Source organism: Lactobacillus sp. UMNPBX12 (genome assembly GCF_002553955.1).
GTDB classification, from domain to species: Bacteria; Bacillota; Bacilli; order Lactobacillales; family Lactobacillaceae; genus Lactobacillus; species Lactobacillus crispatus.
This window is the reverse complement of record NZ_PCYY01000021.1, coordinates 11,578-38,253: the sequence shown is the minus strand read 5'-3', so window position 1 is coordinate 38,253 and position 26,676 is coordinate 11,578. Positions and strand designations below refer to the sequence as shown.

General features: G+C 35.6%; 26 protein-coding genes, 1 tRNA gene, 2 pseudogenes and 1 riboswitch. Of the genes and pseudogenes, 12 read left to right on the top strand and 17 right to left on the bottom strand.

The window, feature by feature from the left end; all coding sequences use genetic code 11:
- Positions 1-273: 273 nt before the first annotated feature.
- Positions 274-852, bottom strand: a complete 579-nt coding sequence (locus CP363_RS08380; RefSeq protein ID WP_233186519.1) for an alpha/beta hydrolase — start codon at positions 850-852, stop codon at positions 274-276.
- A 127-nt stretch (positions 853-979) separates the two neighbouring features.
- On the opposite strand from CP363_RS08380, the gene CP363_RS08375 reads away from it, so the two are divergent.
- The 3 genes from CP363_RS08375 to CP363_RS08365 all read left to right on the top strand — a co-directional run bounded on the left by CP363_RS08375 (position 980) and on the right by CP363_RS08365 (position 2,854).
- Positions 980-1,843 carry a LysR family transcriptional regulator gene (locus CP363_RS08375; RefSeq protein WP_089143417.1) on the top strand — a complete coding sequence of 288 codons (864 nt, stop codon included), beginning with the start codon at positions 980-982 and terminating at the stop codon, positions 1,841-1,843.
- Positions 1,844-2,001: 158 nt separating this feature from the next.
- Complete coding sequence (locus CP363_RS08370) at positions 2,002-2,439, top strand: LytTR family DNA-binding domain-containing protein (RefSeq protein ID WP_060462470.1); 438 nt, start codon at positions 2,002-2,004, stop codon at positions 2,437-2,439.
- A gap of 1 nt (position 2,440) precedes the next feature.
- A complete protein-coding gene (locus tag CP363_RS08365) occupies positions 2,441-2,854 on the top strand; it encodes a DUF3021 domain-containing protein (protein WP_089143416.1) in 414 nt (137 codons plus the stop codon).
- Positions 2,855-2,917: 63 nt separating this feature from the next.
- Here CP363_RS08365 and CP363_RS08360 read toward each other — a convergent pair whose 3' ends face one another.
- Complete coding sequence (locus tag CP363_RS08360) at positions 2,918-3,712, bottom strand: SDR family NAD(P)-dependent oxidoreductase (protein ID WP_023488553.1); 795 nt, start codon at positions 3,710-3,712, stop codon at positions 2,918-2,920.
- A 199-nt stretch (positions 3,713-3,911) separates the two neighbouring features.
- Positions 3,912-4,026: riboswitch (FMN riboswitch) on the top strand.
- Positions 4,027-4,138: 112 nt separating this feature from the next.
- On the opposite strand from CP363_RS08360, the gene ribD reads away from it, so the two are divergent.
- Genes ribD through ribH form a run of 4 tightly spaced genes read left to right on the top strand, consistent with a single transcriptional unit; the run spans position 4,139 to position 7,445 of the window.
- Positions 4,139-5,197 carry a bifunctional diaminohydroxyphosphoribosylaminopyrimidine deaminase/5-amino-6-(5-phosphoribosylamino)uracil reductase RibD gene (gene ribD, locus CP363_RS08355; protein ID WP_013086230.1) on the top strand — a complete coding sequence of 353 codons (1,059 nt, stop codon included), beginning with the start codon at positions 4,139-4,141 and terminating at the stop codon, positions 5,195-5,197.
- On the top strand, positions 5,190-5,786 hold the full coding sequence (locus CP363_RS08350) for a riboflavin synthase (RefSeq protein WP_057726819.1): 597 nt from the start codon (positions 5,190-5,192) through the stop codon (positions 5,784-5,786). The genes ribD and CP363_RS08350 overlap by 8 nt, the downstream gene beginning before the upstream one ends.
- A 1-nt stretch (position 5,787) precedes the next feature.
- Positions 5,788-6,966, top strand: coding sequence for a bifunctional 3,4-dihydroxy-2-butanone-4-phosphate synthase/GTP cyclohydrolase II (locus CP363_RS08345; protein WP_060462467.1), 1,179 nt, complete (start codon positions 5,788-5,790; stop codon positions 6,964-6,966).
- A 14-nt stretch (positions 6,967-6,980) separates the two neighbouring features.
- Positions 6,981-7,445: a 6,7-dimethyl-8-ribityllumazine synthase gene (gene ribH, locus CP363_RS08340; protein ID WP_005722846.1), complete on the top strand. Its 465-nt coding sequence runs from the start codon at positions 6,981-6,983 to the stop codon at positions 7,443-7,445.
- A gap of 77 nt (positions 7,446-7,522) precedes the next feature.
- Here ribH and ltrA read toward each other — a convergent pair.
- The 8 genes and pseudogenes from ltrA to CP363_RS08295 all read right to left on the bottom strand — a co-directional run.
- A pseudogene (gene ltrA, locus CP363_RS11225) lies at positions 7,523-8,487 on the bottom strand (group II intron reverse transcriptase/maturase); the annotation flags it as partial.
- Positions 8,488-8,876: 389 nt separating this feature from the next.
- Positions 8,877-9,542: pseudogene (locus CP363_RS08325) on the bottom strand (transposase).
- A gap of 380 nt (positions 9,543-9,922) precedes the next feature.
- Positions 9,923-11,020 carry a glycosyl hydrolase family 8 gene (locus CP363_RS08320; protein ID WP_098036129.1) on the bottom strand — a complete coding sequence of 366 codons (1,098 nt, stop codon included), beginning with the start codon at positions 11,018-11,020 and terminating at the stop codon, positions 9,923-9,925.
- Positions 11,020-12,327 (bottom strand): glycosyltransferase, encoded by a 1,308-nt coding sequence (locus tag CP363_RS08315; RefSeq protein ID WP_098036128.1) that lies wholly within the window; start codon positions 12,325-12,327, stop codon positions 11,020-11,022. The genes CP363_RS08320 and CP363_RS08315 overlap by 1 nt, the downstream gene beginning before the upstream one ends.
- A 140-nt stretch (positions 12,328-12,467) precedes the next feature.
- Positions 12,468-12,833 (bottom strand): hypothetical protein, encoded by a 366-nt coding sequence (locus CP363_RS10990; protein ID WP_232783849.1) that lies wholly within the window; start codon positions 12,831-12,833, stop codon positions 12,468-12,470.
- Positions 12,834-12,950: 117 nt separating this feature from the next.
- Entirely contained in the window at positions 12,951-13,319 is a 369-nt protein-coding gene (locus CP363_RS10985) for a hypothetical protein (RefSeq protein WP_233187153.1), read from the bottom strand.
- Positions 13,320-13,435: 116 nt separating this feature from the next.
- A complete protein-coding gene (locus CP363_RS08300) occupies positions 13,436-14,092 on the bottom strand; it encodes a M1 family aminopeptidase (RefSeq protein ID WP_233187152.1) in 657 nt (218 codons plus the stop codon).
- 617 nt (positions 14,093-14,709) lie between these two features.
- Positions 14,710-16,059, bottom strand: coding sequence for an MATE family efflux transporter (locus CP363_RS08295; RefSeq protein ID WP_098036126.1), 1,350 nt, complete (start codon positions 16,057-16,059; stop codon positions 14,710-14,712).
- Positions 16,060-16,290: 231 nt separating this feature from the next.
- Between CP363_RS08295 and CP363_RS08290 the strand changes: the two genes are divergently transcribed.
- Positions 16,291-16,734, top strand: a complete 444-nt coding sequence (locus CP363_RS08290; RefSeq protein WP_089146209.1) for a GNAT family N-acetyltransferase — start codon at positions 16,291-16,293, stop codon at positions 16,732-16,734.
- A gap of 717 nt (positions 16,735-17,451) precedes the next feature.
- Here the strand turns inward: CP363_RS08290 and CP363_RS08285 are convergent.
- The 6 genes from CP363_RS08285 to CP363_RS08260 form a co-directional block, all read right to left on the bottom strand.
- Complete coding sequence (locus tag CP363_RS08285; RefSeq protein ID WP_098036125.1) at positions 17,452-18,198, bottom strand: DUF4097 family beta strand repeat-containing protein; 747 nt, start codon at positions 18,196-18,198, stop codon at positions 17,452-17,454.
- 159 nt (positions 18,199-18,357) lie between these two features.
- Positions 18,358-18,954 (bottom strand): HAD family phosphatase, encoded by a 597-nt coding sequence (locus tag CP363_RS08280; protein WP_098036124.1) that lies wholly within the window; start codon positions 18,952-18,954, stop codon positions 18,358-18,360.
- Between the two features lie 289 nt (positions 18,955-19,243).
- Positions 19,244-20,272: an FAD-binding protein gene (locus tag CP363_RS08275; protein ID WP_233187151.1), complete on the bottom strand. Its 1,029-nt coding sequence runs from the start codon at positions 20,270-20,272 to the stop codon at positions 19,244-19,246.
- Positions 20,250-20,462, bottom strand: coding sequence for a hypothetical protein (locus tag CP363_RS08270; protein WP_013086213.1), 213 nt, complete (start codon positions 20,460-20,462; stop codon positions 20,250-20,252). The genes CP363_RS08275 and CP363_RS08270 overlap by 23 nt, the downstream gene beginning before the upstream one ends.
- Before the next feature lie 91 nt (positions 20,463-20,553).
- Complete coding sequence (locus CP363_RS08265) at positions 20,554-21,021, bottom strand: DNA starvation/stationary phase protection protein (RefSeq protein ID WP_098036122.1); 468 nt, start codon at positions 21,019-21,021, stop codon at positions 20,554-20,556.
- A 127-nt stretch (positions 21,022-21,148) separates the two neighbouring features.
- Positions 21,149-22,195, bottom strand: a complete 1,047-nt coding sequence (locus CP363_RS08260; RefSeq protein ID WP_065990388.1) for a YeiH family protein — start codon at positions 22,193-22,195, stop codon at positions 21,149-21,151.
- Positions 22,196-22,360: 165 nt separating this feature from the next.
- Between CP363_RS08260 and CP363_RS08255 the strand changes: the two genes are divergently transcribed.
- The 3 genes from CP363_RS08255 (at position 22,361) to CP363_RS08245 (ending at position 24,233) form a co-directional block, all read left to right on the top strand.
- A tRNA-Ser gene (locus tag CP363_RS08255) sits at positions 22,361-22,449 on the top strand.
- 127 nt (positions 22,450-22,576) lie between these two features.
- A complete protein-coding gene (bsh, locus tag CP363_RS08250; protein ID WP_098036121.1) occupies positions 22,577-23,554 on the top strand; it encodes a choloylglycine hydrolase in 978 nt (325 codons plus the stop codon).
- Positions 23,555-23,657: 103 nt separating this feature from the next.
- Entirely contained in the window at positions 23,658-24,233 is a 576-nt protein-coding gene (locus tag CP363_RS08245; RefSeq protein WP_013086209.1) for a phosphatase PAP2 family protein, read from the top strand.
- A 37-nt stretch (positions 24,234-24,270) separates the two neighbouring features.
- Here CP363_RS08245 and CP363_RS08240 read toward each other — a convergent pair whose 3' ends face one another.
- Complete coding sequence (locus tag CP363_RS08240; protein ID WP_061204631.1) at positions 24,271-25,104, bottom strand: DegV family protein; 834 nt, start codon at positions 25,102-25,104, stop codon at positions 24,271-24,273.
- 214 nt (positions 25,105-25,318) lie between these two features.
- Here CP363_RS08240 and eno point away from each other — a divergent pair, with 214 nt between their 5' ends.
- Entirely contained in the window at positions 25,319-26,605 is a 1,287-nt protein-coding gene (gene eno, locus CP363_RS08235) for a phosphopyruvate hydratase (protein ID WP_005718938.1), read from the top strand.
- Positions 26,606-26,676: the final 71 nt, after the last annotated feature.

Genomic DNA, 26,676 nt, shown 5'->3' with positions numbered 1-26,676 from the left:
AGCAGGTCATTGACAGCCTGTTGGAGCTTTTGTCTAAATAAATCATTAATTTTATCCTGATTGAATAGAGCATTAGTCATATCTTTGGTAAAATCACTCATGAAGGAATCTCTTTTCTAGTATGTTTTTCGTTCAAATCAATCATACGGGAAAAGGATTCCTTTTTCTAATATTCAGGGAAATAAAATTAAGGAAATATTCATCCTTACACAAACTATTTTACGGTCTCATAGCACCTGTTTTATTCTTTTACAATAGATATATTAAGTAACTCTATTTATTCCATAAAAACTTAATTAATGCTTGATCAACTTGAGCATTTTCATGCAGTTTTGAATGTTGTGCATTTTTACCATTTATCTTTAAAACTCTATAAGAACTATTACCTCCACTAACTAGGTATTGGAGTGACAAAGTCGAGATATTATCGACTCTTCCATCCGTCTTATCACCAACATCACCCACAATATTTAGAACCTTTACATGATTTTTCAGATAAAGCTCTCTTACACCTGTCATTTGCTTATAAGTTGAATTCATCTTATTAGGCTTTCCCATACTATTCAATTTCATCCCGTTAGGTTGCTTAATTGAATTAGGAATTCCATCAAAAGTTAAACCACCAATAGGAATTGCTCCTTTTTCTACCAAATCATTATCTGGAATACCAACTTCCATGCCTGGTGCATGTTCTAATTGCAAAAAATGTGGCTGGCCTTCACCTTGCAAACCTGCATCATAACGGTAAACATCATTTCCAGCTTCTTTTATTCCTTTTTCAAAATTATCTGCTAATTTTTGAGAGGCGCCATCATAGTGCGGACTTCCTATTAAAATTACTACTCGTGCCATAAGTCACTCTTCTTTCAATATTTCTAACTTCAATTTTCATAAATGATTATATTGAGTTAATTAATACCTGAAAATTCACATTTTTTAATGCTAGGATAAATTTAATTTATAGTACAGAGATGTAGTTATGATTGAAAATTGCTTACTTGAAGAATTAGTTGCATATGCTAAATATGGTACCATCGCTAAAACCGCAGAATTTCTTGGCTTGACTCAGCCTGCTGTGACACATTCTATGAAAAAACTCGAAGAAGAATTAGGCGTGAAGCTTTTTATTCGTAAACCTAATAAACTTTATTTAAGCGAAACCGGGAAATATACAGCACTTGAAGCCAAGAAATTAATCAACGATAATTTAGACTTCACTAAAAAAGTTAAACAGTTTGATAAAGACCAGACTACCCTAGTCGTCGGCTTCAATGCTCCAGGACCAGGAATTGTCCTCCGATCTCTACATGATAAAAATATCCAGATTAAGAATAATTTAGTTGAAAATAATTTTGAAAAGCTACTAAGTGAACATCAACTAACTTGCATTTTAATAAACTTTCCAATTGAAGACCGTGATATTACCTCAACTTATCTAGGCACAGAATCAATGTCGGTTAATCTTCAATCTGAATGCAAATTAAATAAAAATAAGGAATTATCCTTCAAGAAGCTTAAAGGTAAAACTATTTTAAGCCCTTCTCCAATTGGCTTTTGGACTAAGATCTATCATGATGAAATCTCAGATAGCAAGATCATTTTTCAAAATGAATCAACTGAATATAGCGAAATTTTACAATATTCAGTGCTTCCTTTCTTTACCACTAACTTAACTAGCTTAGATTCTCAATGGGGCCAGAATTTACCTAATAATCGAACTGCTCGTCCTTTATCAGATAAAGTAGCCCATCAAAAATTTTATGCTGTCTATTTAAAGCAAAATAAAAATCGTGTCATGCCTTTAATTGAAAAGTTGCAAGATCAATGGAGCAAATATGATTAGAAGTAAGAAAAACTAGTGCATTAATTTAACATGCACTAGTTTTTTGGTGTATAGAACCTAATCATCTTAACCGATTATTCTAATAAATTTACCGATAACTACAAAATCCTGCTATTTTCATGTTCATCAAATATAATCTATCTTGAAAGGAGTCAAAAATGAAATTCAAACTATTAATTAATCCTCACAAAAATGAAATAGTTCAAGCACAAGTTCATCAAAAAAGTATTTTTACTGATAATTTAGAAAAATTTGTTTTAACTAATGGCAACTCGAATTCAATCATTGGCTATGATGATAAGGATCATGTGATTTTACAGCTAGAAGACATTGTGATAATCACGATACTTGATAATAAAATTACTGCAATCTGCATAAACAACAAAAGGTATCATCTCCGCAAGCGTATTTATCAATTAACCAATGAATTACCAAATAATTTCTGGCGAATTAATAAGTCTTCAATCGTTAACAAAATATATATTGATCGCTTTGAAGAAACTAAGACTGCTGGTGTAAACATTGTTATGAAAAATGGACTTAGCGATTATGTTTCCAGACGCTGCTTTAGCAAAATTCGAAAGGAGCTGAAATAAAATGAAAGAATTTATCTCAAATTTTACCAAAAGAGGTCTAATTGCTGCTGGTTTTGGACCGTTTATTTTAACTATTTTCTATTATGCTTACTATTTAGCCATTCATTATAATCCAACTTCAGTTCTAGAAATCAACAAAAATATTCTTTCTAGTTTGCTTCTAGTATTCATTGCCGGAGGTATTAGTGCAATCTTTAAAGTAGAAAAGCTGTCACTTGGCATTGCTACTTTGATTAATGCAGTGGTAATTTACATAGATTATCTTTTCTTTTATCTGTTCAATGATTGGGTTGAAATGAGTTTTACGCCATTAATTGTTTTTACAATTTGTTACATAGTTGGTTACGTCATCATTTGGCTGTGCATTTACCATCAAGTTAAAGCTCAAATTCAAAAAGTAAATCAGAAACTATAGAAAAGATGCGAACTGTTCATCATTAGTAGTTCACATCTTTTTGTACGTTATTAAATTTCAGAATTAAAAAATTGTTGGTACTAATCCACCATCAAGCCTAAGTGCTTCACCTGAAAATGATGACGCATATGGACTAGCTACAAACGTTACAAAGCGACCAATTTCTTCTGGACGAATTAGTCTTTGAATTTGTGAAAGTGGGCGGTGATTCTTCATAAAGTCACTTTCCCATTCTTCTTTTGGCAGATTAGAATCTTTATACATGTCATTGATCATCGTTTCAACACCTTCAGTAAGAGTTGATCCTGGCATAATTGTATTCACAGTTACATGTGTCCCTGCAGTCAATTTAGACAAACTCTTGGCAATTGATAAGTTCATTGTCTTAGTTAAACTATATTGTGGCATTTCACCTGATGGCATAATGGCTTCTTCACTAGCAATGAAAATAATCCTGCCAAAGTCTTGATCAAGCATCTTTGGTAAATAAAACTTAGCTAAGGCATTACCTGAATACACATTTACATCAATAAATTTTTGCCAAGTAGCTTCATCAATATCAAAATAATTCATTGGTTTGAAAATACCCATGTTGTTGACCAAAATATCAATATCTGGGAATCTTTCAAATAACTCCTTGCGCTGCTTGGCATCTGAAAGATCATATGGCGCCGATTGTGGGTCGGTATCAGGATAATTTTCTTTAATTTCAGCAACTACTTTATCAACAGTTACTTTTTGACGACCATTAATAATGACATTCGTCCCTTCTTTAGCAAGTTCAATCGCAATAGCTTTACCAATACCTTTAGTAGAACCTGTAACTAAAGCTAGTTTCCCTTCAAGATTCATTTTCATAATTCGTTACCTCAACATAATTAATTTCTTTCTAGCTATTATATTAACTTCTAAAAAGTAAGTAAAGCGTGACAGTTAAATAATTTTAATTGATTAACTTACGATAACTACAGGCTTTTAATCTGTTTTTGTTTGTAACCGCTTAAATTAATCATTGACATTTAGCTAGTTCAGTTTTACGATAAAGTTGAATTAAATAAATGTTCTTCGAGGCAAGGTGAAATTCCTGACCGGCGGTGAAGTCCGCAACCCGCGAAAGCGGTGGAATCCGATAATCGGTACCGATAGTATAGTCTAGATGATAGAAGAATGATAACCAATAAGTAACGCTTATTTGCATTTACTTTGATTATTTGACTTTGAATATTATTACTGAACCTCGAGAATACTCGAGGTTCTTTTTTGCTCTACGAGGAAGTGATTTTAATGGAAAAAGATACTTTTTATATGAATTTAGCTTTAGAAGAAGCTAAAAAAGGTCGCTATCAAACATGGAAAAATCCTATGGTTGGTGCCGTAATTGTTAAAAACGGTCAAGTCTTAGCTACTGGCTATCATCACCATTATGGACAAAATCATGCAGAACGCGATGCCATTTCAAAATTAACCCCAGAACAATTATTTAATTCAACTCTCTATGTCACCCTTGAGCCATGCAACCATTATGGTAAACAGCCTCCCTGCTCAGATTTAATTATCAAAAGTGGGATTAAACGTGTTGTAGTTGGACAAATCGATCCACACAAACTGGTTACTGGAAAAGGAATTGCCCAACTACAAAAGAATGGGATTCAAGTAACTACTGGTGTTTTAGCTGATGACGCAAGTAAACTTAATAAATTCTACAGCTATTTTTACCAATATGGGTTTCCCTGGATCACAGTCAAAGAAGCAACTAGTTTAGATAATAAAGTTGCAATGCGCGGCCAGCGAACTCCAATCACTAATCAAGCAGTGTATCAGCAAGTTCATTCTGAACGTGCTGATTATCAAGCAATTATGATTGGTTCTTCGACTGCTATCATTGATGACCCTATTTTAAGAACTAATGTCAAAAGTGACTATCCGCCAATCCGTATTATCATTGATCGTCGCGGACGGCTGTTAAATCATTTACGACTTCGCTTATTAAGTGATACAAATCCCACTTGGATTTTCACTCAAAATAAGCAAATGTCTAAAAACAACTTTACTAATTCTAAAATCAAAATTATTCATTTAGCAACAAACAAGATCCAAGAAGTATTTGATTATTTGAGTACAAAAGAAATCCAGTCAGTTTATGTAGAAGGTGGCCCTACTTTGGAAAAAGCAATTATGAATGAAATTTTTGTTAATGAAGTAATTAAATATACGGCGCCGATCTTTCTTGGAGATGAAGGCGTAACAGGTTTAGTACCAAACGAAACTGTTCCTTTGACAAATGTTAAAAAAACAGCCTTTGGCAACAATGAACGAATTGCAGGTGAATTAAAACATGTTTAGTGGTCTAGTTCGCGGGGATGCTCATATTAAAAAAATTGATAAACACAAGCAAACAATTAAGCTAACCGTTTCGTGCCCTGCAGACTTTACTAATGAGCTAACGATCGGTGATTCAATTGCAATTAATGGGACTTGTTTGACGGTTGAAAGTTTTACTGAAACTAGTTTTGTTGTAACCATGATGCCTCAGACTTATAAGAAAACTGTTTTTAAGAATTTGCATAACGGTGATCAACTTAACGTTGAGCGTTCATTAGAAGTCGGTCAACGTTTAGAAGGTCATCTTGTTACGGGACATATCGATGATTTGGCAACAGTTACTAAAATAGCACAGAATGAAAATGCAATTGAAATTTGGTTTAAGTTCCCTGCCCGATTATCAACACAGATCGTACCTCAGGGTAGTATTGCTTTAAATGGCGTTTCATTAACAGTGATGGATGTTAAAGATAACAGTTTTTCGGTAGGTCTAATTCCACATACTCAAGACGAAACCAATTTAGCCAACTTACAGATAAATGATGAAGTAAATTTGGAAACCGACATTATCGGAAAATATGTTGCAAAAAATTTAGAAAAGAGAAATTAAAATGGATGTTAGAAAAATTCAAAATGCAATTCAATGGATGAAAAATGGTGGTTTAGTGATTGTTGCTGATGATGAAGATCGTGAATCTGAAGGTGATATGATCGGCTTAGGGTCTAAAGTTACTCCTGAAAATGTTAACTTTATGACCAAACATGCTCGTGGCTTACTTTGCACCCCTGTAAGCAAAACAATTGCCCAACGTTTAAATTTCTACCAAATGGAACAAAATAATACTGATCCATACGGTACAGCTTTTACAATCAGTGTTGATTACAAAACCACCACTACTGGTATTTCTGCTTATGATCGTGCGGCAACTATCAAGGCAATTGCTGATCCTACTTCCAAGCCAGAAGACTTCTTTAGACCAGGTCACTGTTTTCCATTAGTCGCTAAAGATGATCAAATCAAGAATCGTAATGGTCACACAGAAGCTTCTATTGCCTTAGCTCATCTTGCTGGCGAACCAGAAGTTGCATATATTTGTGAAGTTATGAAAGCTGATGGCCATATGGCTCGTCGTCCCCAACTGAAAGAAATTGCTAAAGAATATCACTTACCATTCTTGACAATTGCGGAATTACAAGAATATATTAATAGTCCAGTGAGTAAGCGCTCAGAATTTGTAAACCTTCCTACTAAATATGGCAATTTCAAAATTAAGGCTTTCGCCAATGAAAACTTAGCTATTATTAAAGGAAAGATTGATCCTAAAAAGCCAGTTTTAGTACGTCTTCATTCAGAATGCCTCACTGGTGATACGTTTGGCTCAATGCGCTGCGATTGCGGTGATCAATTACATACTGCCATGAAGCAAATTAATAAAAATGGTAGTGGCATAATTCTTTATTTACGACAAGAAGGACGCGGAATTGGATTAATTAACAAATTAAAAGCTTATGGTTTACAGGACCAAGGTTATGACACTTATGAAGCAAATGAAATTTTAGGTTTTAAGCCAGATGAACGAAATTATATTATTGCTGCCAAGATTTTAAAAGATCTAGGTATTAGTCATATCAATTTGCTTACTAATAATCCTGATAAAATTGATCAATTAGAAAATAACGGTATTACTATTGAAAAAAGAATTCCCCTGGAGATTCCTGCTAATGAGGTAAATCATGACTATTTAGAAACCAAACGAGATAAATTCCATCATTTATTAGGAGCATTATAGTAAGGAACATAGAAATGAATATTTACGAAGGAAATTTTAAAAACAATAATTATCATATCGCAATTGTTGCATCTAAGTTTAACGAAATTGTTACCCATCATTTAGTTGATGGTGCTATTGCTAGCTTAAAACAATTTGGAGTACTTGAAGATCAGATCGATATCTATTGGGTCCCAGGTGCTTTTGAAATTGGTTTTACTGCTAATAAGCTTCTCAATTCAAATAACTACGATGGTATTATGACTTTAGGCGCTGTCATTAAAGGTGAGACTGATCATTACAGCATGATTATTCAGAATGTTACAAACGCAATTATGCAGATGAATCTTAAAGCAGAAGTCCCAATAACTTTTGGTATTTTAACCACTGAGAATATTGATCAAGCCTTGCAACGATCCGGCTTAAAAGCTGGCAATGAAGGTTCCTCTACTGCTCAGAGTCTATTAGAAATGATTTCGCTAAATAAACAAATAAAGTAATAGAGTAGAGGGAGATTAATTCTCGCCCCTCTCATTGCACCGGACGTACGGTTCCGTATCCGGCGCTACGTTTGTAATCATCTACGAGATAAATAGTATTCTAGCGGATCGACCAAGCCTGGGCGATCCGCTTTGCTTATGCCCAATACTTTTGGGCTAAGCAAAAAGTTAACGACATGTCCGGTACTGCGTTTATACCAACCTAATCGCGTATTAGCTACTTTATGAATATCTTCGTCGCTAAAATTACACTTTAATGCCTTGTTAATCCGCATTAAATTAGTGTATATTCTTCTTGGCAGTTTCCAATTTTAAAGTAGTTAATCCAACCTCTGACCACTTGATTTACCTTAGTAAAGACTAACGATAGAGGTTGAGCAGCTGCTTTCCTGCGACAAAGAAGCTCTCTAATCTTGTTATAAAGCTTGGACTTACGGTCGTCTCCCAGCCTTGCTTGCCAGTGTTCGCCCGTTTCCCAGAAGGTAAAGCCTAGGAAATTGCTCTTCGTTGGTCTGACAACCTTTGTTTTGGTTGTGTTGACTTTCAGGAAAAGCTTTCTTTCCAGCCATGATGAAATTGATTTCATCACGCGATTAGCTGACTCTTCGCTTTTGACAAAGATATTGCAGTCATCGGCATAACGCACAAAGCGTAAACCTCTTTGTTCCAATTCTCTATCCATTTTATCCAAGTAAATATTGGACAGGATTGGCGAAAGTGGTCCGCCTTGAGGCACGCCAATCTTATTGGGCTTAACCAAACCATCTTCCATGATACCGGCTTTTAAGAATGACCGAATCAAATGAAGGGTGGTTTTGTTATTTACTCGTTCTCTAATTATTGAAATTAATTTATCATGATTGACCGTGTCAAAATATTTCTCAATATCTAAATCAATTACCCATTAATATCCATCATCAAGATATTCCAATACTTGTTCAATGGCATCATGCGCACTGCGATTTGGTCTAAAGCCATAGCTATGCTCGCTAAAGTGAGGATCATAGATCCTCATTAGTACTTGAGCGATTGCCTGTTGGACTTCGACCTGTATCGCAGCCTTATCCGCCATTTGGCCTAACCAGGTTTCTGTACGTAGGCTAGGAAAACTCGCTAGCCACTTCCTCCATCCATAACATCACTGTTACTAGCTTGTGGTTCACTACACTTGGCGACAACTACCCGTGATCCAAACTTTCATTGGATTAGATGAAATGTCATGCCCGACACACAAGTAAAAAGCCACCGAAGCACTAATAGGCTTGGTGACTCAAAGGTCTAATTATAAGTTTTTTCTACTAGTAGCTCATATGGCTTTAGCAAGTAGGTAGCTCCCGTTTCTTTGATAGGATAATTTTGCATAACAACTTTTTTGCGGGAAATATGATAATTAATTCTTCCTGAATTGTCAAATTAGGTGCAACAGTTAGGCTATGAAGAAATATATTGCTTGAAGAGTTCTTCTGCTGTCTGATATTGGAGGATTCGGCGATATTTGTGGTTAATGGCATTGGTTGCCTGTTGAACATAAGCTTTTGACTTGTCTTTCATGTGCTTGCCCGATAGTCAGGAATCTTGATAACTACTTCAAAGCGTGACCGCCATGGCTGTGATGACGCTTGTTCCTGCGTCTTTTGAGCTTCATAGGCGGATCATGTCCACCAAGCCCTGATCAATATAACGATAGACAGTAGGCGTGCTGGGACAAGGATAGCCTGGCATAGTACTTTTGAATTCACCAACGAACTTATCGATGCTGGTGGCATCAAGTTTAGCTTTAAAGCGTCTGGAGAGCATTCTCAAAAAGACAGCATAATGCTTCAATGGATTGCGCTGATAGCAGTTTTTGCGACGCTTCTCATAATAAATCTGTGCAGTATCGGCGTAATAGTGCTCATACAATAAATAGCTGCTGTCTCTTTGCAGGACGCTTCCGCGTTTGATTTCGCGACTGATTGTCGATTTATGACAGCCAACTTCTTGAGCGATGACAGTACGGGAAGTTATGCCAGAATCCAGCATTGCCTGAATCTGACCACGTTGTACGCTAGTTAATTGATGATAGTGTTTAGAAATGCTAGAATTTGAATTGGTCATGAAGATCTTCCTTTCTTGATTTTTCGTCACTTCAAGTTTAGGTCTTCATGGCCTTTTTGTTTAACACTTAGTGTTGCACTTCAATTTTAAACCCGGGACTCATATTTTTTTCACTGTTTTTATGTTTTTGTCTTGATCGAATAGAGCTTGAGCAATATTTTTGGTAAAATCATTCATGAAGGAGTTCCTCTTTCTGTATGTTGTTTTTTTGTTTAAACCAATCATACGAGAAAGGAGCTCCTTTTTCTAATGTTTAGGGAATAAAATTTAAGGAATCGTCCATCCTTACACAAACTATTTTACAGTCTCTAAAAACAGTATCTTTCAACTATAATTACTAAAAGATACTGTTTCTTTATAAAATCTTTCCTAATAAAAAACTATTCCATCATAGCGACCAATGTAATTAATGCTGCATCGTAATAATTCGTATCAGTCAAACGATTAGTAAAAACATACTGTTGTGAAACAAATAAATTATCAAATTTCGGTTTCTTTAATTGTTGCACTGCAAAAAAGATCGGAGCACTAATACTCGGTGAAGCATAATTGTTTAACGCTTTACCATTCAATTGATAGCCAGCAGTCACTTGTTTTTGCTTGCTGAAAAAGCGTAACATTTTAGTAACAATTTTCTTTGCTCGTGCATCTTTGCTAGTAGCTAAAAATAATGGTACGCGACAAGCATTGCCAGAATAATCACCATCATTTTTTCCAGCTACTTCATTGGCTTTAGCTGGTCTAACACCTTTTTTACTAATCCAAGCAAAATCTGGAACTAAGCCAGAAGAATGTTGCTTGCTCAATTGATATAGTTTTGTCAGCATTACCTTCTTGATCGTTAACCATTGAGAATTACCAGTCAACTGATAAAAATCATCAAAGTACGTCGGTAACACGTCAGAGGTTCGCATTAAGTAATAATACTTCGATTTCTTATTAGCCCAATCACCAACAGTCAGCGTCTGAGTAGTCGAATTATAATCATAACGTAAGATATCAGCTAATAATAGCTTAGCCTGCTGCAAGTACTTGGGTTCGTTCCAGAGTTTTCCCGCTTTAATCAAACTTTCTGCAATGTATAAATCGCCATCAGTTGCATTAGTAGAATAAACTTTTTTATCCACTTGCTTCCATGACATTAATTCAGTTTGTTGATCATCGATAGTCAACCGATTAGCCAGGTAAAACCGATATAACCGTTGAAAATCTTCTTTTTTAGCCCACCCCTTTTCACCAGCCATAGCAGAAATCAACATGCCATAGCCTTGACCTTCAGACAAGCTTGTGCGTGGTGCAGCTTTTATCCAAGTTTTTTCATCACTTTCTTCAACCACATAATCTTCTTTCCATTGACGGTACAAATTACGATGCAAGGTGCGGTTATTACTACCACGAACATAAAACATGATCGCGATAAAAAGCCCAATAGTCAGTAAGATCAAAATTGGGGTAATCCTGTTTTTGTTTTTTAACATCAATCTGTAAACCTCTTTGTTTTTACCCACTTCGTTGCTTCGCGATGGAAAAGTCTGTCAGCAATTGCTGACCAAACCGCATTAATCGATATAATGATAAACAGTTGTGAGTATGTAAAATATGATGCCACAGCAAGCCAAAGTTGTCTAGTTGTAACCTGACCAAATTGGGTACTGGCAGCCACACTGATTTGGAGTACATAGAGTAGAATCATCAACAACCAATTAAAAAGTAATACTTGACTGAGCAATAGATTCCCAGCAGTAAAAGTAAATGGCATCTCAACTGTTGGTACCCAAATTTTTATTACTGCAAAAATCAGATTAACAATGAAAAAGATATCTGATAAGACTACTGCTGCATTAAACCAGAAAAAGATACTGGACATATAAAAAGTTTCAAGTTTGACCCGCCAATTACTATGGTCAAATAAATGCCGAAAATTGTTAATTACTACTTCGTAATTACCTTTAGCCCACCGCAAGCGTTGATAATAATAGTCCTTTAGCTTCTCTGGTTCTTGTTGAAAGGCTTCAGAATTATGTGCTAGGGCAATTAATTTACCAGTGCCCAAAATCGTAAATGACAAATCAGTATCTTCAGTTAAAGCACCAGAACGAAAACCACCTAACTCTTTTAAAAAAGCCGTCTTAATCACAAAGTTAGTGCCCGGAATGCGCCCAATTTTGAATAATTGCCAAACTCCGCAGTGCTGAATTCGATGCGTTACCACAATTTCCAAGTTTATACAGCTAGTCAAAAAGTTTTGCTTTGCATTCCGCGTCTTATTCCGTCCAAAGCTAGCCACATAACGTTCTGGATCTTCCAATACCTTTTTGATCAAGAAATACAAGGCATTTTCTTCAGGCATCGCATCGGCATCATAAACGCATAAGTAGTCGCCGTGGATCATCTTAAGCGCATCGTTTAAGACACCAGATTTACCACCTTCACCAGTTCTTCTGATCACTTTAAACTGTCGTTTCTGATATTCAGTCCGATTGCCAATGGCTTCAGCCAATTCCGCTGTTCGATCAGTACAATTATCCGCAAAAATCAAAATTTCGACTTTATCTGCGGGGTAATTCAAATTCAAAATTGCTCTACTGGTCTTTTGAATAACAGCTTCTTCATTATGAGCCGGTACAACAATAGAAACGGTAGGATAATACTCAAGTGATGTAATTTTAGCAATTTCTTTACTGTGTTTTAACCAGAAAAGCACCCCTCCCCAAAGCGTAATTAATGAAAATAGAATCGATAACCAAATTGAAATCAAAGTCAATATCTGAAAGCCTTCAGTCATCCAATTCTCCTTTCTGACTCTTCATTAATGCCTGTTCGATATTGCCATAAATTTTATAAGCACAGAAAAAAATCACTAAAAATGCAATTGCAAAGATTACAGAAATAATCACGGACAAATAATAAAACCAGTTCATTTTGCTATCTTTCCTTTATGTATTCAGTCACAATTTCAGTTTCCAATTCACGACGCAAAAAACGAATTACAGCTATCAAATCAGGAAATCTATCACTATTATCGACATTAATATAGACACTCGCATGTTTTAGCGAAACAGGAATCGGCAACTCTAACTCGCTTAATTTTGTATCAACGATGTGATTGACCTTTTTTACTAATTCATTGGGGATTTCTGGCGAAATTATCAAAAAAGTCGCATCTCCCATAAAGTAAATAAACTCCCCCTTAAGTCGATTATTTTTCAAAACTTTAGTAATCTGCTTCAGGATCCGATCATGACTATTAGGATGAGCTTCCGCATACTGCTTATGTTGATCCCAACTCACAATTTGAACGTTGGACCATAAATCGAGTTCGGGATGCTGCTCAATTTTATGTAGTTCATTCTGATAAAATTTTTCCGCACTATCGAAAGTTCTTAGCTTTAACCTCCGGTCATAAAGCTAATTATAATACCGAATTTCGTCATTGCGATTGGTAAAAAAGCTCCAGCGAATGATGTGCTGTCTAATGACGGTAACTAGACTAGCCTCAATAGGATAAGCAATCAATAATAAAAATTTTTCCTTAACTGGCATTACTACATAGCCTAACAGTAAGAATCCTGCTCCAATCGTGGTAAGAATTAAAATCAGCCAAGTAACATCGACTCTTGAAAAGATTAAGCCGGTTAAAATCGCCAAAATCAAAATCATTACTAGGCCATTAAAGACATTAGCTGGGTATAATCTTGCTAGCCATAATAACAATATCGGGAAAGTAACGCTGGCAAGATAAGCTAAACCTGCTAATTTAAAATACTTTCTGGTCATTTTTATAACATCATCCTCAATTATGCTATTTATTTACAATTTTTCATTGTAATAATTTAGGCAAAGAAATGCAAGAATAGAAAAAAACTAGTAGATTTTCTCTACTAGCTTAAAACTTATTGTAAATATTTTGGTGAAATATAGCGCTTAATTAAATCATTGACAGCTTTGGAATTATCATGTTTTTTGATAATCGCAATAAAGTCTTTACCGGTTGCTTGTTTTAGATAATATGTATGGTAGTAATCTCTCATCGCCTGGTCGAATTTCTTTTCACCCATTAGATAACGTAACAGAGAATAAAAACTTTTTCCACCATTATAGGCAGTATCAGCTTCATCATATTTCTTAGGAATCTTGTTAATTGGAGATAAATCAAAGATAATATCTTCCGAAAATTCTGCCATTCCTTCGTCAAGCCAAGGTTCAGTATATTCATCATTACCCACGGTATTGAAGAACCATTGATGGGCTACTTCATGACTAACAATTTCAATGACGCTGTCATAATCTTCCTTAGAAGCTGCTTTTTTGCGAGCAAAAGTATCTTGAGCAATCATTACTAAGCCACTATATTCCATACCTCCAGTATCGCTACTAAATGGCGATTCGGTAAGATCTAATTCGAAATATGGATATGGCCCATATTTTTTAGTAAACAGCTTGATGCTATCCACTGCTGTCTGCTTTGCAAGTTGGTTATAAATCTTGGCACTTTTACCAGCATAATAATTATTATTGATCTTAATGCCATTTACCTTGGTAGAACTCACCTTGAACTTGTTAGAAGCCACAATTACAAAATCACGTATATCTTTAGCAACAACCGTAGTTTTACCATCTTTGGTATGACTTTCACCACTTGTTACGACTTTGTAAGATTTTGGAGCGTAGATCTCAGCTTGATAATCGCTGACTGCAAGATTACGGTTTTCCCCTTCATCATTATAGGGATGATAATTACATTTTCCGTTACGATAATCGCTTAGATATGGGAAACAAAAAGAAAGGTTGTAAATTTTGCCTCTTGTACTGAGACCTAAAAGTTAGACACTTTTAGGTCTCAGTTCAATCACTAGGTTTGGTTATATATTTTTCTATAAAAAGATTTATTTTTCAGTTATTGAATATTTAAATAATGTTTCGATAGTCTATTTACATGCTAAACGGTCATTATGATGCTTTGATTTAACCAATTCTTATGCTAATTATGATCAAAAAATTATTCATCATCAATGATCAAGACCAGATAGTGCAAAAAATTAATTCTAAGGTCAGAAAAGGCACTCATCATCTCAACGTTATCCTTCTACTAATTCTCTAACTATATTGTAGTTACTTGCATCATCTGAATCAGAAATATCTGCACTAGCTTTTCTCTCATTTTTATTTACTCTTTATTTTTTGCGCTTTCAATCTTATCTTTTAAATCCAAAGCTTTTTCATAAATAAAGAAACCAATTACACATGTCAATATATCACTAATTGCTTGAGACCAAACAATACCGTGATAGCCCAGCGTCATCTTCATCAATTCTAGAATCACAAAATAAATCACACCTTGTCTAGCGATTGCCATAATAAAGGCACCCCAAGCATTACCAACAGATTGGAAAACAGTTGTATAAACCAATACGATTCCTACTACAGGCGTAGTAACAATCGTAGCTAACAACATGTAACTACCGGCACTAACAATATCCGGCTGATTCATGAATAATGCTGTGACAGGACGGGCAAAAACAATTAATAATCCACCAACAATTACCGCATATACAACTTGAACTAAAATATCAAAGCGAAGAATATCTCTAAGCCGCCGCCAATTTTGAGCACCATAGTTGTAGCCTAATAAAGGTTGTGCACCAAAGGCAAAACCAACAATCACCAAAATCACAATTCCATATATTTTTTGTGTAATCCCCATTGCAGCGACCTTATCAGCACCATAAATTGCCAGTGACGAATTCAATAAAGCCATGCCAAAGCTTTGAGCAAAATTAGTAATTGATCCAGGAATACCGATTGCTACTACTTCCTTGATTGATTCAGCATTAATTTTAATTAACTTGGGATCTAGAGTAATGAATCTTGCTTTTTGCAGAATCATAATTACTAAAATCAAGTCAGTTACAACATAACCTAAAATATTGGCAATTCCTACTCCTGTAGCACCCCACTTTAAAACAAATAAAAAAATTGGATCTAAAATGATAGCTAAAATAGTTCCTGTCATTGTGGCAATCATCGCCTCAACTGCCAATCCCTCTGTTCGAATTAAGTTCTGTGGAATAAGGCTCAGAATAATAAAGACTGCTCCAATGGAAAGCACACGATAAAAATCAGCTGCATCGCTATAAGTTGCCACTTTTGCTCCTAATACGGTTAAAATAGGATGCTCAAAGATTAGCAAGATTACTGTCAAAAGCAGCCCAGTAATCGCTCCACCATACAGACAAAAACTACTGATTCTTTTGCTGAGCTCGTATTTTTTCTCACCAAATAAGCGAGAAATAACTGACGAACCACCTAAACCAAAAATGTCGGCAACAGCTATTAAAAAAGTAAAAAGTGGCGCACCGATCGTAATTCCTGCAACTAGATTAGTATCGCCTGTTTTGGCAACAAACATTGTATCTGCCAGATTATAAATCATGGTAGTGATCATACCCAAGACTACAGGTAACGATAATTTAAAATAAACTTGCTTAATTGGTGCCTTTGCAAATAATTCGTCCATTTGTTTGCCTCAAAAGAAAAAGCAACCTAAAAAATTATTTGGGAGTCATCCTCATGATTCTAGGTCACTTATGTTACTTGATATTCATGTATTATATGTTAATTTAAACAAATTCTTTGATTAGATGCAATGGCGTTTTTAATTCGGTAAGTGTCATTGTTTTTTGTTTATAGCCTCAGAGAAATCTCTATCTATGCTAAACTATTACCAAAATATTTGAGGGAAATTACTATGCAAATTAAAGAAATCAGTAAACTTAATCAACCAACTGAACAAAAACCTTTAACCATCTGGGAAAACAGTGTCCACGCCACACATAAATTTTTAAACAATGATGAAATCTTGCAAATACGCAACTATGTACCACAAGCATTTAAACAAGTGGAGCATTTATTAATAATTATCGATCATGAGCAAATTAAAGGTTTTATGGGAATCAATGACCAAAAAGTTGAAATGCTCTTCATTGATGCGCAAACACGCAGCAAGGGATATGGCAGCAAATTATTGAATTACGGTATTCAAGAGTTAAACATTGATGAATTAGCTGTCAATGAACAAAACCCACAAGCAGTTGGCTTCTATGAACATCTGGGATTCAAGGTAGTTAAACGCTCTGAAACGGATGATCAAGGTAATCCTTATCCAATTTTGAAAATGAAATTATTTAACTAAATATTTTTAAGTAATATTATTTGCCTAATAATATACTCTTCTATATTATAGAAGACGCTGCTGATACGGATGTATAACGGACTGATAATCCTTTCCGTAAATTACCTGTAAGTCAGATAAGGCGAACAGCAAGGATACCTGCTGTTTTCTGAATCTTGGAGATATTCTTATCAGAGATAGGTCCAAAAGACTTTCTGCCAGGCGATGGTAGTCAATGTATTTCAGCGTAAGGCTTTTTCTGAGCTGGCAAGCACAATAAGTTGATGTGAAAATCAGCTTGCATCAGGGTTTTTGACCTAATAATTAAGGCGGAAAACTTAATTGGAACCTCAATGTAATGACCAACAAGCTTGTTTGCTGTGACGTATGCGATCAAAAGCATGCTATAACAGGTCAGAAAAGAACGAGTAGCTTAATCGGCAAGATTAAATGATACTATTAGGTACAATATATAGAACGCACATCAAGTGAAAGTTTACGGTAAGCAATCCGTTTAGGACATTTGGTAGGTTCTTTGAACCCAACGCAAGAAAGAAGCAGAAATAGCTAATCTGTGGGCGGTCTTGTTATCCTATGGCTGAATAAAGAAAAGTATGAAAAGCATATTTTTCTAACGTTGGATGCAAAAATGATTAGTTGCTAATAACAACCAGTAGCATTAATTAAAAGGAGACCGGTTTGTCTATGAAGACAGCTGGTCTCTTTTTAATATTCTAATTATTTTACTGTATTATCACCTGACACTGTGTGCATCACTAAGTGACTGCCATTTATCTCCTTACCTACCTGTGCATGAGTTGCCTTACCACCAAAGATTGAATTATCACCGACTACAGTCTTCAAATCACATTGATCCACTTCAATATTTTCAGCCAAATTATCACCTGAAGTCGTTGCCACATCAAGATCATCAAGAATTTGGCTATCTTTAATGGTAAAGTCACCGCTAACTAGCTTAATCTTACCACGATTTAGCAATACCTTCTTTAATTTAATATCACCTGAAGTTTCAGTTATTGCAACTTCATCTACTTTTACTTTCTTCAAATGAAGATCACCACTAAGAGCAGTAAATGTTAATGTCTCTAACTCAACTTGTTTTACAACAGTGTCACCACTAGTCAACTTCAAAGTAGCGTTAACTAATTTATGTTCTACCGGCACTGTAACTTTTAATGCACCAATATCATCTTGACTCACAATACTGATTTCAACATGCTTTCTTTTCCAGAATTTACCATTCTTGCGTTCAACCTTAGGTTCTTTTAATTCAAGAGTTTTACCCGCATTAGTCACAATCGGTCTCTTATCTTCTGGACCGTGGTAATGTACCTCGAACTGATCGCCGCCAACCAATGTAAAATCAATATCTACTAAATCCACGCTCAATTTGTCAAAGCTATCATTGCTTAAAACTTCATCAACAATTTTCACTTCATTGTCTTCATTTTTGTCAAAAAACATTTTCTTTCTCCTCATTTTTACCTTTTAGCTATTATTCTTATTTTTCTTTAAGTTTACTATCATATTACTACTTTTCAACCGTAATTTACTAAGTGGTCAAAATTTGCGGCTGAAATGCAAAAATAGACAACTTAAGTTTTAACTTAAGTCGTCTATCCTTCATCCTAAAATTTTCTTTTTCAATTCGTCTAAACGATCAATTTTAAACGTGAACGCCTGTATCCCTAATTCACTTGCAGCTTTGGTATTATTTTCCAAATCATCGACAAATAAACATTCTTCTGGCTTTAAATCATATCGTTTTAACAAACATTGATAAATCTGCTTATCAGGCTTCATCATTTTTTCCTGTGCAGAAAAGACAAAACCATCAAAGTAATCACCCATCGAAGAATTTTTAACAAAGTTAGCAAATTCCATCCCTGTATTAGACAAGGCGTAGATATGATAGCCTTGCTTTCTTAGTTGATCCATAAAACGAAAAACAGGTTCATAGAAATCTACATTTTCAGGCCAAGTTGTCATAATTTGCTTAACCTTCTTCTGCAGCTCAACAGGTACCCGACTAATAAAAATCTTAGTCGCCTCTTTTTCATCGATTTTTCCTGCATCAATTTCAGACCATTCTTTTGATTCAAAAATTGTTTTTCTTAATAAATCATGTTCTTGTGGAGTCAGTTCATAATGATTGAGAATTTCATCAGGATTGTAATTCATGATGACATTACCGAAATCAAAAATAATATTCTTTAGCATAAAATGTCCCTTCTAATACTTTTAATTCACATCTTAATTTTATGCTTTCTTGTATCACTGCGAAAGAAAAATAAAAATTGACTTTTTCTTTTTATCAAATAAACACAGGATAAGTGAAGTCATTAAATCTTTTAGCCAAGAGCATTGTAATAGACACATAATACAGTGCAATGATTATTATCAATTACATAAAAAGGATGATGATTTTGAATAAAAAAGCATTCAGCCTAGACGGCAATCAATTAAAAACTTTAGCAGTTGTGTTTATAATCTTTGATCATATCTACAGCTATCTTCTATTGGATATTCTACCAAATTGGTGCAGTTTAATTGCTCGCTTCGTTGCTCCACTTTTCGTTTTCATGTTAATTGTTTTCCATGACCCTAGCATTGCATATACTGCATAAAAGTCATTGCCAGTAAACTTTTCAAGATGCGTTTTGTCTTTGCCAAATTCATCCTTACCTGTCTCAGTAGCATTTTGATATTTTACAAAAGTATCTTTTAGACTATTTGCATCAATCTTCAATTCATTAGCTAGTTCAACAATTGAATTGGCATGTACATATACTTGGGGATTTTCTTCTACTTTATCTAGTTTTTCCTTAAATGATGAATCCATTTTTTTGCCATCATAAATCAAATAATACTTTTCACTTCCATGCTTGTACATTTCCGTTGTTAAATTCAAGAAATTATATGGTGCCTCATTAGAAAAACGTTTGCCATTCTCATCAATTAACATTGTTTTTGAATAATCAGGTACAGTATTCCAAGTGATAAATAATTGTGGGGCAAAATCAATCGTTCCATTCTTATAAACATCATTATTTGAAAACTCTGCATTAACAGCTTTCAGTAAACTATAACCATCACCAGTATTGGCAGGACTAGCTTCGTTAAAGACATGAACCTTAGCAACAGATGGTGTGACCTTATTAAGAAGATCATCCTTTTCATAAGAAGCACTGCCTGTGGCAATTACTACAGCTTTAGCACTAATAGTAAATTCACCTGCTGAATTTCTCACTTGCAACCCTGATACTTTGGTTCCATCATATATTATTTTTGTAACCCGACTGTTCAAATAAAACCCGCCGCCATGTTCTTTAATGTAATTAGCCAGCATTTCTGCTAAATGTGCGCCATTAGTGAAATTAGCAATAATAATTGGACTATCAGAAAAAATACTTACTTGCGAATTTGTTAAGGCTACTAAATCATCAAATGTTTTTCCAGACTCTTCTAACAATTGTTTTAAGAATTTTTGATCGTGCTCCTTAGTTGCATTTTTATTAACATGATCGACAAAGTTCAATAACCTTATCATTGTCGGTAGCTATAATTACAGTCGCATTATTAATTTGCTGCTTTAATCCTTCTTCACTCGGGTAAACACCCCAATGCCAGTCGGGACTATAATCATCCGTTTTTTGATCAAGACAAACTTGTTTGTAAAAAGCACAAATTTGGCTTAAATCTTGAACAGTAGCAGTTCTTATTTGCAAAAAAATCCCCTTATATTCTATAGTTTTCGATTATAACAAAAATGCATCCCCTTCCCAAGTAGGATGTGGACGCATTCATTTAATCTATATTTTATTCATCAATCTTAGGGGCCTTGCCGATTTGAGCTTGCATCATCCAGATTCTCTTTTCAATATCTGTATGGCATGACGTTAAGATATCATTTGAGCCATAGTCGCCTTCCTCGTCACTTACCTTGATCCCTTCTTCATAAAGGTGCTCCAAATAACGATAACCAGCAATGATAGTCGCAAATCTTTCTCTAGTTGAAATTCCCCATTCGCCAGGATGAGCTTCGATCTTAGTATGATCAAGCACTTCCTGTAAGCTTGAATATGGTGACCCATCAATGGTAATCAATCTTTCAGAGATCAAGTCACGTTGTTCATCAAGTTCATCCATTACCTTGTCTAAATATGGGTGCAATTTTAAAAATTCAGGTCCACGCATATACCAATGTTGTTGGCGGACAACCATCATTAATTGAGTAGTATCAGCAACAGCTTGATTTAATATTTCTTTGGTTTTAGGATACTTCATAAATTAGCCCTCTTTCAATTAGTAACTTAACTTTATATAACTATTATATATTTTGTTATCGCTTTCATCAAATTATATGTTTTATGTAATAAAAAATGTACCCGAACAAGCACATTTTTAAGTAAGTTTAAAAGAAAATTTTACTCATAATAATCATGAATACCAACAAACAAGTTGAGCTAACTGCGGCAGCCCCAAAGACTGAACCGCCACGCTTAAAGATTACCTTGAAGTTAACGGAAATTCCCAATGCAGCCATTGCCATCCCTAAAAAGACATATGCTGCTTGCACTAAGAAGTCTAAAGTCCGCGCAGACATTGGTAAAAATGTACCAATAATACTAGTTAAGACAAATCCACCCAAGAACCAAGGAATTGGTAATTTCTTCGGCGCTCTAGTATGTTCTGCTTCACTTTCCGTAACCAAACGCTTTTGGTACCAATAGCCCACAATTAAAGCAACCGGTGCTAAAAGTAATACACGAGATAACTTCATAATTAGAGCGCTATCCAAACTGACTTCACCAAAAGCACTTCCCGCTGCAACCGCATGAGCAATTTCGTGTAAAGATCCACCCGCTACTACTCCATATTGTGTATCAGTTAAGCCAAGAAGCGGTTTGAGCACGATTTCAAGTAATGTAAACACCGTTCCCATGACACAAACAACAGCCACCGCTAGAACTTCGTTTTCTCTTTTTCTTTCTTCATCGCTTGTCTCAATTTGTGGTGACACGCCCATAACGGCAGCTGCACCACAAACTCCACAACCACAAGCCGACAAAATAGCTAACTCATCTTCAGTACCAAACTTACGGCTAAGCCAATAAGTAAGCACAATTGTTCCACTAACTGCCAGCGCCGCAACCAGTATAGTCTTAACTCCTGCATCAGCCAACTTAGTCAAATTGAGTCTAAATCCTAACAAGATAATCCCTAATCTTAAAAACTTGTTGGAAATAAAACCCATGCCAGCTTTCGCTTCAGCTTGTACGCTCTGAGGCGTTATTTGCAATGCAATCCCTAATAACAATGCAATTACCAATGCCCCGATTAAGTTTACGTATGGCAATTTAGCCAAGAAAATTCCTGCTACAGAACAAAATAAGGTCATCGCCGTAGCTAACCAGAATGATTTAGTTTTAATTATGTTTGTCAACAAAAATCCCTCCATATGTGATCTGTTTAATTTGACAAACACAACTCCCTTTATGATGATAGTAATAAGTATACTATTATTTTCTATTCTTGACAAGGTAAATTGTTAACAAATTCACATTAACTAAAAATAAAATATTTTGGCATTATTTAGTTAAGTAGGTTATAATACTTTTGTTACGGAGTGTTGGCAGAGTGGTAATGCACCGGACTCGAAATCCGGCGAACCAAGTTTTCCTTGGCGCGCAGGTTCAAATCCTGTACACTCCTTTTGTCAATATGTGGAAAAGACCAAGTGCAATGCTTGGTCTTTTTTATCTTAGTCATTTTTTAATATTTAAATGCTATACTTGCTAATAGCACATTATTTGAAGATATAGAAAAGAGATCATATATTATGTGTACTTCAATTATTTTCAGTCCACAAGATCACTATTTTGGACGTAACCTCGATCTTGAGATTACTTTCGGCCAACAAGTTGTAGTTACCCCACGCAATTATGCTTTCAACTTCCGCAAGATGCCTGAAATGAAGCATCATTATGCTATGGTTGGTATTGCACTTGATGCTGGTAATTATCCGCTCTACTTTGACGCAGCTAATGAAAAAGGTTTAGGCATGGCAGGACTTAACTACCCTGACAATGCTACCTACTATGATGAAGTTGCCAATAAAGACAACATTGCTTCATTTGAATTTATTCCCTGGATTCTGGGTCAATGCGCAACTGTAGCGGATGCTAAGGTATTACTTAAAAAGATCAACATTGTTAACCTTAATTTCTCTGACAAGATGCAGGCATCCCCACTTCATTGGTTAATTGCCGATAAGACAGGTGTTTCAATTGTCGTTGAAACCGATAAAGATGGAATGCACGTTTATGATAATCCTGTCGGTTGCCTGACTAACAATCCTCAGTTTTCATGTCAATTATTTAATTTAAATAATTATGCTGATGTTTCACCTGCAATGCCTAAGAACAACTTTTCAAAAGAGGTCAATATGAATGGCTACAGCCGTGGGCTTGGTTCACGCAATTTGCCAGGTGGGATGGATTCAGAATCGCGCTTTGTTCGTGTAGCTTTTAACAAGTTCAACGCTCCTGTTGGTAAAAGTGAGGAAGAAAACGTAGACAATTACTTCCATATTTTGCATTCTGTTGAACAACAAAAAGGACTTGATCAAGTTGGCCCTAATTCATTTGAATACACTATTTACTCTGATGGTACCAACCTTGACAAGGGGATTTTCTATTACACTACTTATACTAATCAGCAAATTAATGTCGTTGACATAAACAAAGAAGACCTCGATGCTAAGGAATTAATCAAGTATGATATGTTAACTAAACCAACATTTAATCACCAAAACTAAATAATTGAAAAATAATGTTAATTTTATTTAAAGATTAGCATTATTTTTGTTTTTCCGGTTAAAATAGATTGTACTTATATAGTAATTGGGGATTTTTTTATTAATGAATAATTATTTTGTACTGCTACTGTCTGCGGCAGTTTTGCTCTGGCTTATTTTTAATATCAAAAATTCACGTCGTTTCAATCTATTTGATCACTGGCTTCACCACCAATTGGTCAAACGTCATGATGGCTACAGCTGGCAGGTTATCGCTTTTATTAATGATCCTAAACTAATGGTCGTTTGGGATGTATTATTAGCAGGCCTACTTTTAAACGAAGAACGAAATCTAACCGCTCTTTGGGTATTAGGAACTCTAGGATTTGCTGACATTTCTGGTATTATTCTAAAAAAACTTATTCGGCGCAAGCGACCATTATTACATTCCGATAAAGAAGATGGCTATAGCTTTCCCAGCGGTCATGTTTTAGGTGCCACAACCATGGGCTTAATCGTACTACAACTATTTGCCAAAGATCTTGGAACCGGATTTGTTATTGCCGTAGTAGCTATTTGGGCAATGGTAATTTTCTCTCGTTTAAGTTTAAAGGCCCACTATCCTTCTGATGTTCTTGGTGCTACTAGTTTAGCAATCGTTTGTTTCAGTATTTCGCAGCAACTATTTTTAGCGATTTAAAAAGGATCACGTTCAGCACTTGAGCGTGATCCTTTTTTTATTCATGAAAGCCTACCATAATGCCGCCTTCTTCAGCATAGAAACTACATAAACCATGCATTGGACGAATAGTAATTTGAGCTTCAGGGTATTCCTCCAATATTTTATTTTTAATTATTTCTGCATCTTTTTCATTTTCGCAATGATCGATTATCACTTCGCCACCGTGATAATTATCTTCCTTCATATACTTGATAATTTCACGGATGGCCTTTTTCATTCCACGAGCCTTAGTAAGTGGCTCAAGTTTTCCTTCTTTACTTGCTGTTCCGATCAAGTTGATTTTGAGCAAACCTGCGATTTTGGCTACAGCTGGTGAAACACGACCGTTTAAAGATAAATTATGTAGTGATTGCAAAACAAAAAGCAAATGAGTCTGCATTCTAAACTTAGCAATTGCTTCTTCTAGATCTACAAAGCGCATTTCACCTTGCAGCATTTTCTCAATACCATGGACTATGATTGCTAGCTCAGGTCCCGCACTTCTTGAATCAACTACTATAATTTTACTCAAGGGATGTTTTTCCTCATACATTGCTTTTGCCTGAAGGGCTGAAGAAAAAGTGCCACTCATCCCGCTGGTCATTGTGACGATAATCGCTTTTTCTGTTCCTTCAAGTGCGTCAAGCCATGCTTGAATACTTGGACAAGTTGTTTTGCCTGCCACATTATTTTGATTCATATTGGACAAAAATTCCTTCATATTCAAATCTTGATTATCAAGGTAGTCCTTACCACCAAAAGAAATTGTCAGAGGCACTACTTCCAAATTACGCGCCGGATCATTATTCATATTGGCACTTGAGTCAACAATTAATTTAATATTTTCCATTTTAGATTCCTTATTTTTTGTATTTATTTTAATACATATATTATAGTCCTTTGATATAGAGTTTTTTAGACTGCTTTACTAATTTTTAAAATGTAAACCGCTTTCATATGTTTACACCGTCACAAAGTTAGGCTAAAATTTGAGATGTAAAGCGGAGCAAAAATTGTTCCGTATGGTATGAAAAACATACCATAATTTTTGAGGAGGTTTATTAATGCTCAAATCAGTTATTGAAAATGTACACGCACTTGAAATTTTCGACTCACGTGGTAACCCAACTGTTGAAGTTCACGTTACTCTTTCAAACGGTGTCGTAGGTAAGGCTGAAGTTCCATCAGGTGCTTCAACTGGTGAAAACGAAGCTGTTGAATTACGTGACGGTGGTTCACGTCTTGGTGGTAAGGGTGTTTCAAAGGCTGTTAACAACGTTAACACTGAAATTAACGATGCTCTTAAGGGTATGGACCCATACAACCAACCAAAGATTGACAAGACCATGATTGACTTAGACGGTACTCCAAACAAGGGTCGTCTTGGTGCCAACGCTATCTTAGGTGTATCTATGGCTGTTGCAGTTGCAGCTGCTAACGATGCTCACCTTCCATTGTACAGATACCTTGGCGGTACTGATCTTGAAATGCCACAAACTTTCCACAACGTTATCAACGGTGGTGAACACGCTGACAACGGTATCGACATTCAAGAATTCATGATCACTCCAGTTGCTAAGACTTCATTCCGTGACGGTTTCGAAAAGATCGTTAACGTATACCACACCTTGAAGAAGGTTCTTGAAGACATGGGTTACGAAACTGGTTTAGGTGACGAAGGTGGTTTCGCTCCTAACATGAAGAACTCAGAAGAAGCTTTGAAGGCTCTTCACGAATCAATCATCAAGGCTGGTTACAAGCCAGGTGAAGATATCGCTATTGCATGTGACTGTGCTGCTTCATACTTCTACAACAAGGATGATCACAAGTACCACCTTGAAGGTAAGGTTCTTACTGATGAAGAATTAGCAGATTACTACGACAAGCTTTTGGACGAATTCCCAGAATTAATCTCTATGGAAGACCCATACGACGAAAACGATGTTGACGGTATGGTTAAGTTCACTAAGAGCCACAAGGACCGTATCCAAATCGTTCTTGACGACTTCATTTGTACTAACCCTGCACTTTTGACTAAGGCTATCAAGGAAGGTGCTGGTAACGCTTCACTTATCAAGTTGAACCAAATCGGTACTGTTACTGAAACCCTTGAAACTATCCGTCTTTCACGTAAGAACGGTTACAACACTATGATTTCTCACCGTTCAGGTGAAACTGGTGACACCTTCATCGCTGACTTAGCTGTTGCTGTTAACGGTGGTCAACTTAAGACCGGTGCTCCAGCTCGTTCAGAACGTGTTGAAAAGTACAACCGCTTACTTGAAATCGAAGAAGAACTTGGCGATGGTGAACGTCTTGCCTTCTTCCCAGACGATGTTGATCACGATTAATTTCGAGTTAACCGAGTACAATTTCAAAAAAAGCATGAGAATTAATTTTCTCATGCTTTTTTGCTTACTCA

What these genes read in the sequence shown, in the direction of transcription:
- CP363_RS08380 (WP_233186519.1), bottom strand. Translation starts at nt 852, where the DNA reads ATGGCACGAGTAGTAATTTTAATAGGAAGTCCGCACTATGATGGCGCC.
- CP363_RS08375 (WP_089143417.1), top strand. Translation starts at nt 980, where the DNA reads ATGATTGAAAATTGCTTACTTGAAGAATTAGTTGCATATGCTAAATAT.
- CP363_RS08370 (WP_060462470.1), top strand. Translation starts at nt 2,002, where the DNA reads ATGAAATTCAAACTATTAATTAATCCTCACAAAAATGAAATAGTTCAA.
- CP363_RS08365 (WP_089143416.1), top strand. Translation starts at nt 2,441, where the DNA reads ATGAAAGAATTTATCTCAAATTTTACCAAAAGAGGTCTAATTGCTGCT.
- CP363_RS08360 (WP_023488553.1), bottom strand. Translation starts at nt 3,712, where the DNA reads ATGAAAATGAATCTTGAAGGGAAACTAGCTTTAGTTACAGGTTCTACT.
- ribD (WP_013086230.1), top strand. Translation starts at nt 4,139, where the DNA reads ATGGAAAAAGATACTTTTTATATGAATTTAGCTTTAGAAGAAGCTAAA.
- CP363_RS08350 (WP_057726819.1), top strand. Translation starts at nt 5,190, where the DNA reads ATGTTTAGTGGTCTAGTTCGCGGGGATGCTCATATTAAAAAAATTGAT.
- CP363_RS08345 (WP_060462467.1), top strand. Translation starts at nt 5,788, where the DNA reads ATGGATGTTAGAAAAATTCAAAATGCAATTCAATGGATGAAAAATGGT.
- ribH (WP_005722846.1), top strand. Translation starts at nt 6,981, where the DNA reads ATGAATATTTACGAAGGAAATTTTAAAAACAATAATTATCATATCGCA.
- CP363_RS08320 (WP_098036129.1), bottom strand. Translation starts at nt 11,020, where the DNA reads ATGTTAAAAAACAAAAACAGGATTACCCCAATTTTGATCTTACTGACT.
- CP363_RS08315 (WP_098036128.1), bottom strand. Translation starts at nt 12,327, where the DNA reads ATGACTGAAGGCTTTCAGATATTGACTTTGATTTCAATTTGGTTATCG.
- CP363_RS10985 (WP_233187153.1), bottom strand. Translation starts at nt 13,319, where the DNA reads ATGACCAGAAAGTATTTTAAATTAGCAGGTTTAGCTTATCTTGCCAGC.
- CP363_RS08295 (WP_098036126.1), bottom strand. Translation starts at nt 16,059, where the DNA reads ATGGACGAATTATTTGCAAAGGCACCAATTAAGCAAGTTTATTTTAAA.
- CP363_RS08290 (WP_089146209.1), top strand. Translation starts at nt 16,291, where the DNA reads ATGCAAATTAAAGAAATCAGTAAACTTAATCAACCAACTGAACAAAAA.
- CP363_RS08285 (WP_098036125.1), bottom strand. Translation starts at nt 18,198, where the DNA reads ATGTTTTTTGACAAAAATGAAGACAATGAAGTGAAAATTGTTGATGAA.
- CP363_RS08280 (WP_098036124.1), bottom strand. Translation starts at nt 18,954, where the DNA reads ATGCTAAAGAATATTATTTTTGATTTCGGTAATGTCATCATGAATTAC.
- CP363_RS08265 (WP_098036122.1), bottom strand. Translation starts at nt 21,021, where the DNA reads ATGAAGTATCCTAAAACCAAAGAAATATTAAATCAAGCTGTTGCTGAT.
- CP363_RS08260 (WP_065990388.1), bottom strand. Translation starts at nt 22,195, where the DNA reads ATGGAGGGATTTTTGTTGACAAACATAATTAAAACTAAATCATTCTGG.
- bsh (WP_098036121.1), top strand. Translation starts at nt 22,577, where the DNA reads ATGTGTACTTCAATTATTTTCAGTCCACAAGATCACTATTTTGGACGT.
- CP363_RS08245 (WP_013086209.1), top strand. Translation starts at nt 23,658, where the DNA reads ATGAATAATTATTTTGTACTGCTACTGTCTGCGGCAGTTTTGCTCTGG.
- CP363_RS08240 (WP_061204631.1), bottom strand. Translation starts at nt 25,104, where the DNA reads ATGGAAAATATTAAATTAATTGTTGACTCAAGTGCCAATATGAATAAT.
- eno (WP_005718938.1), top strand. Translation starts at nt 25,319, where the DNA reads ATGCTCAAATCAGTTATTGAAAATGTACACGCACTTGAAATTTTCGAC.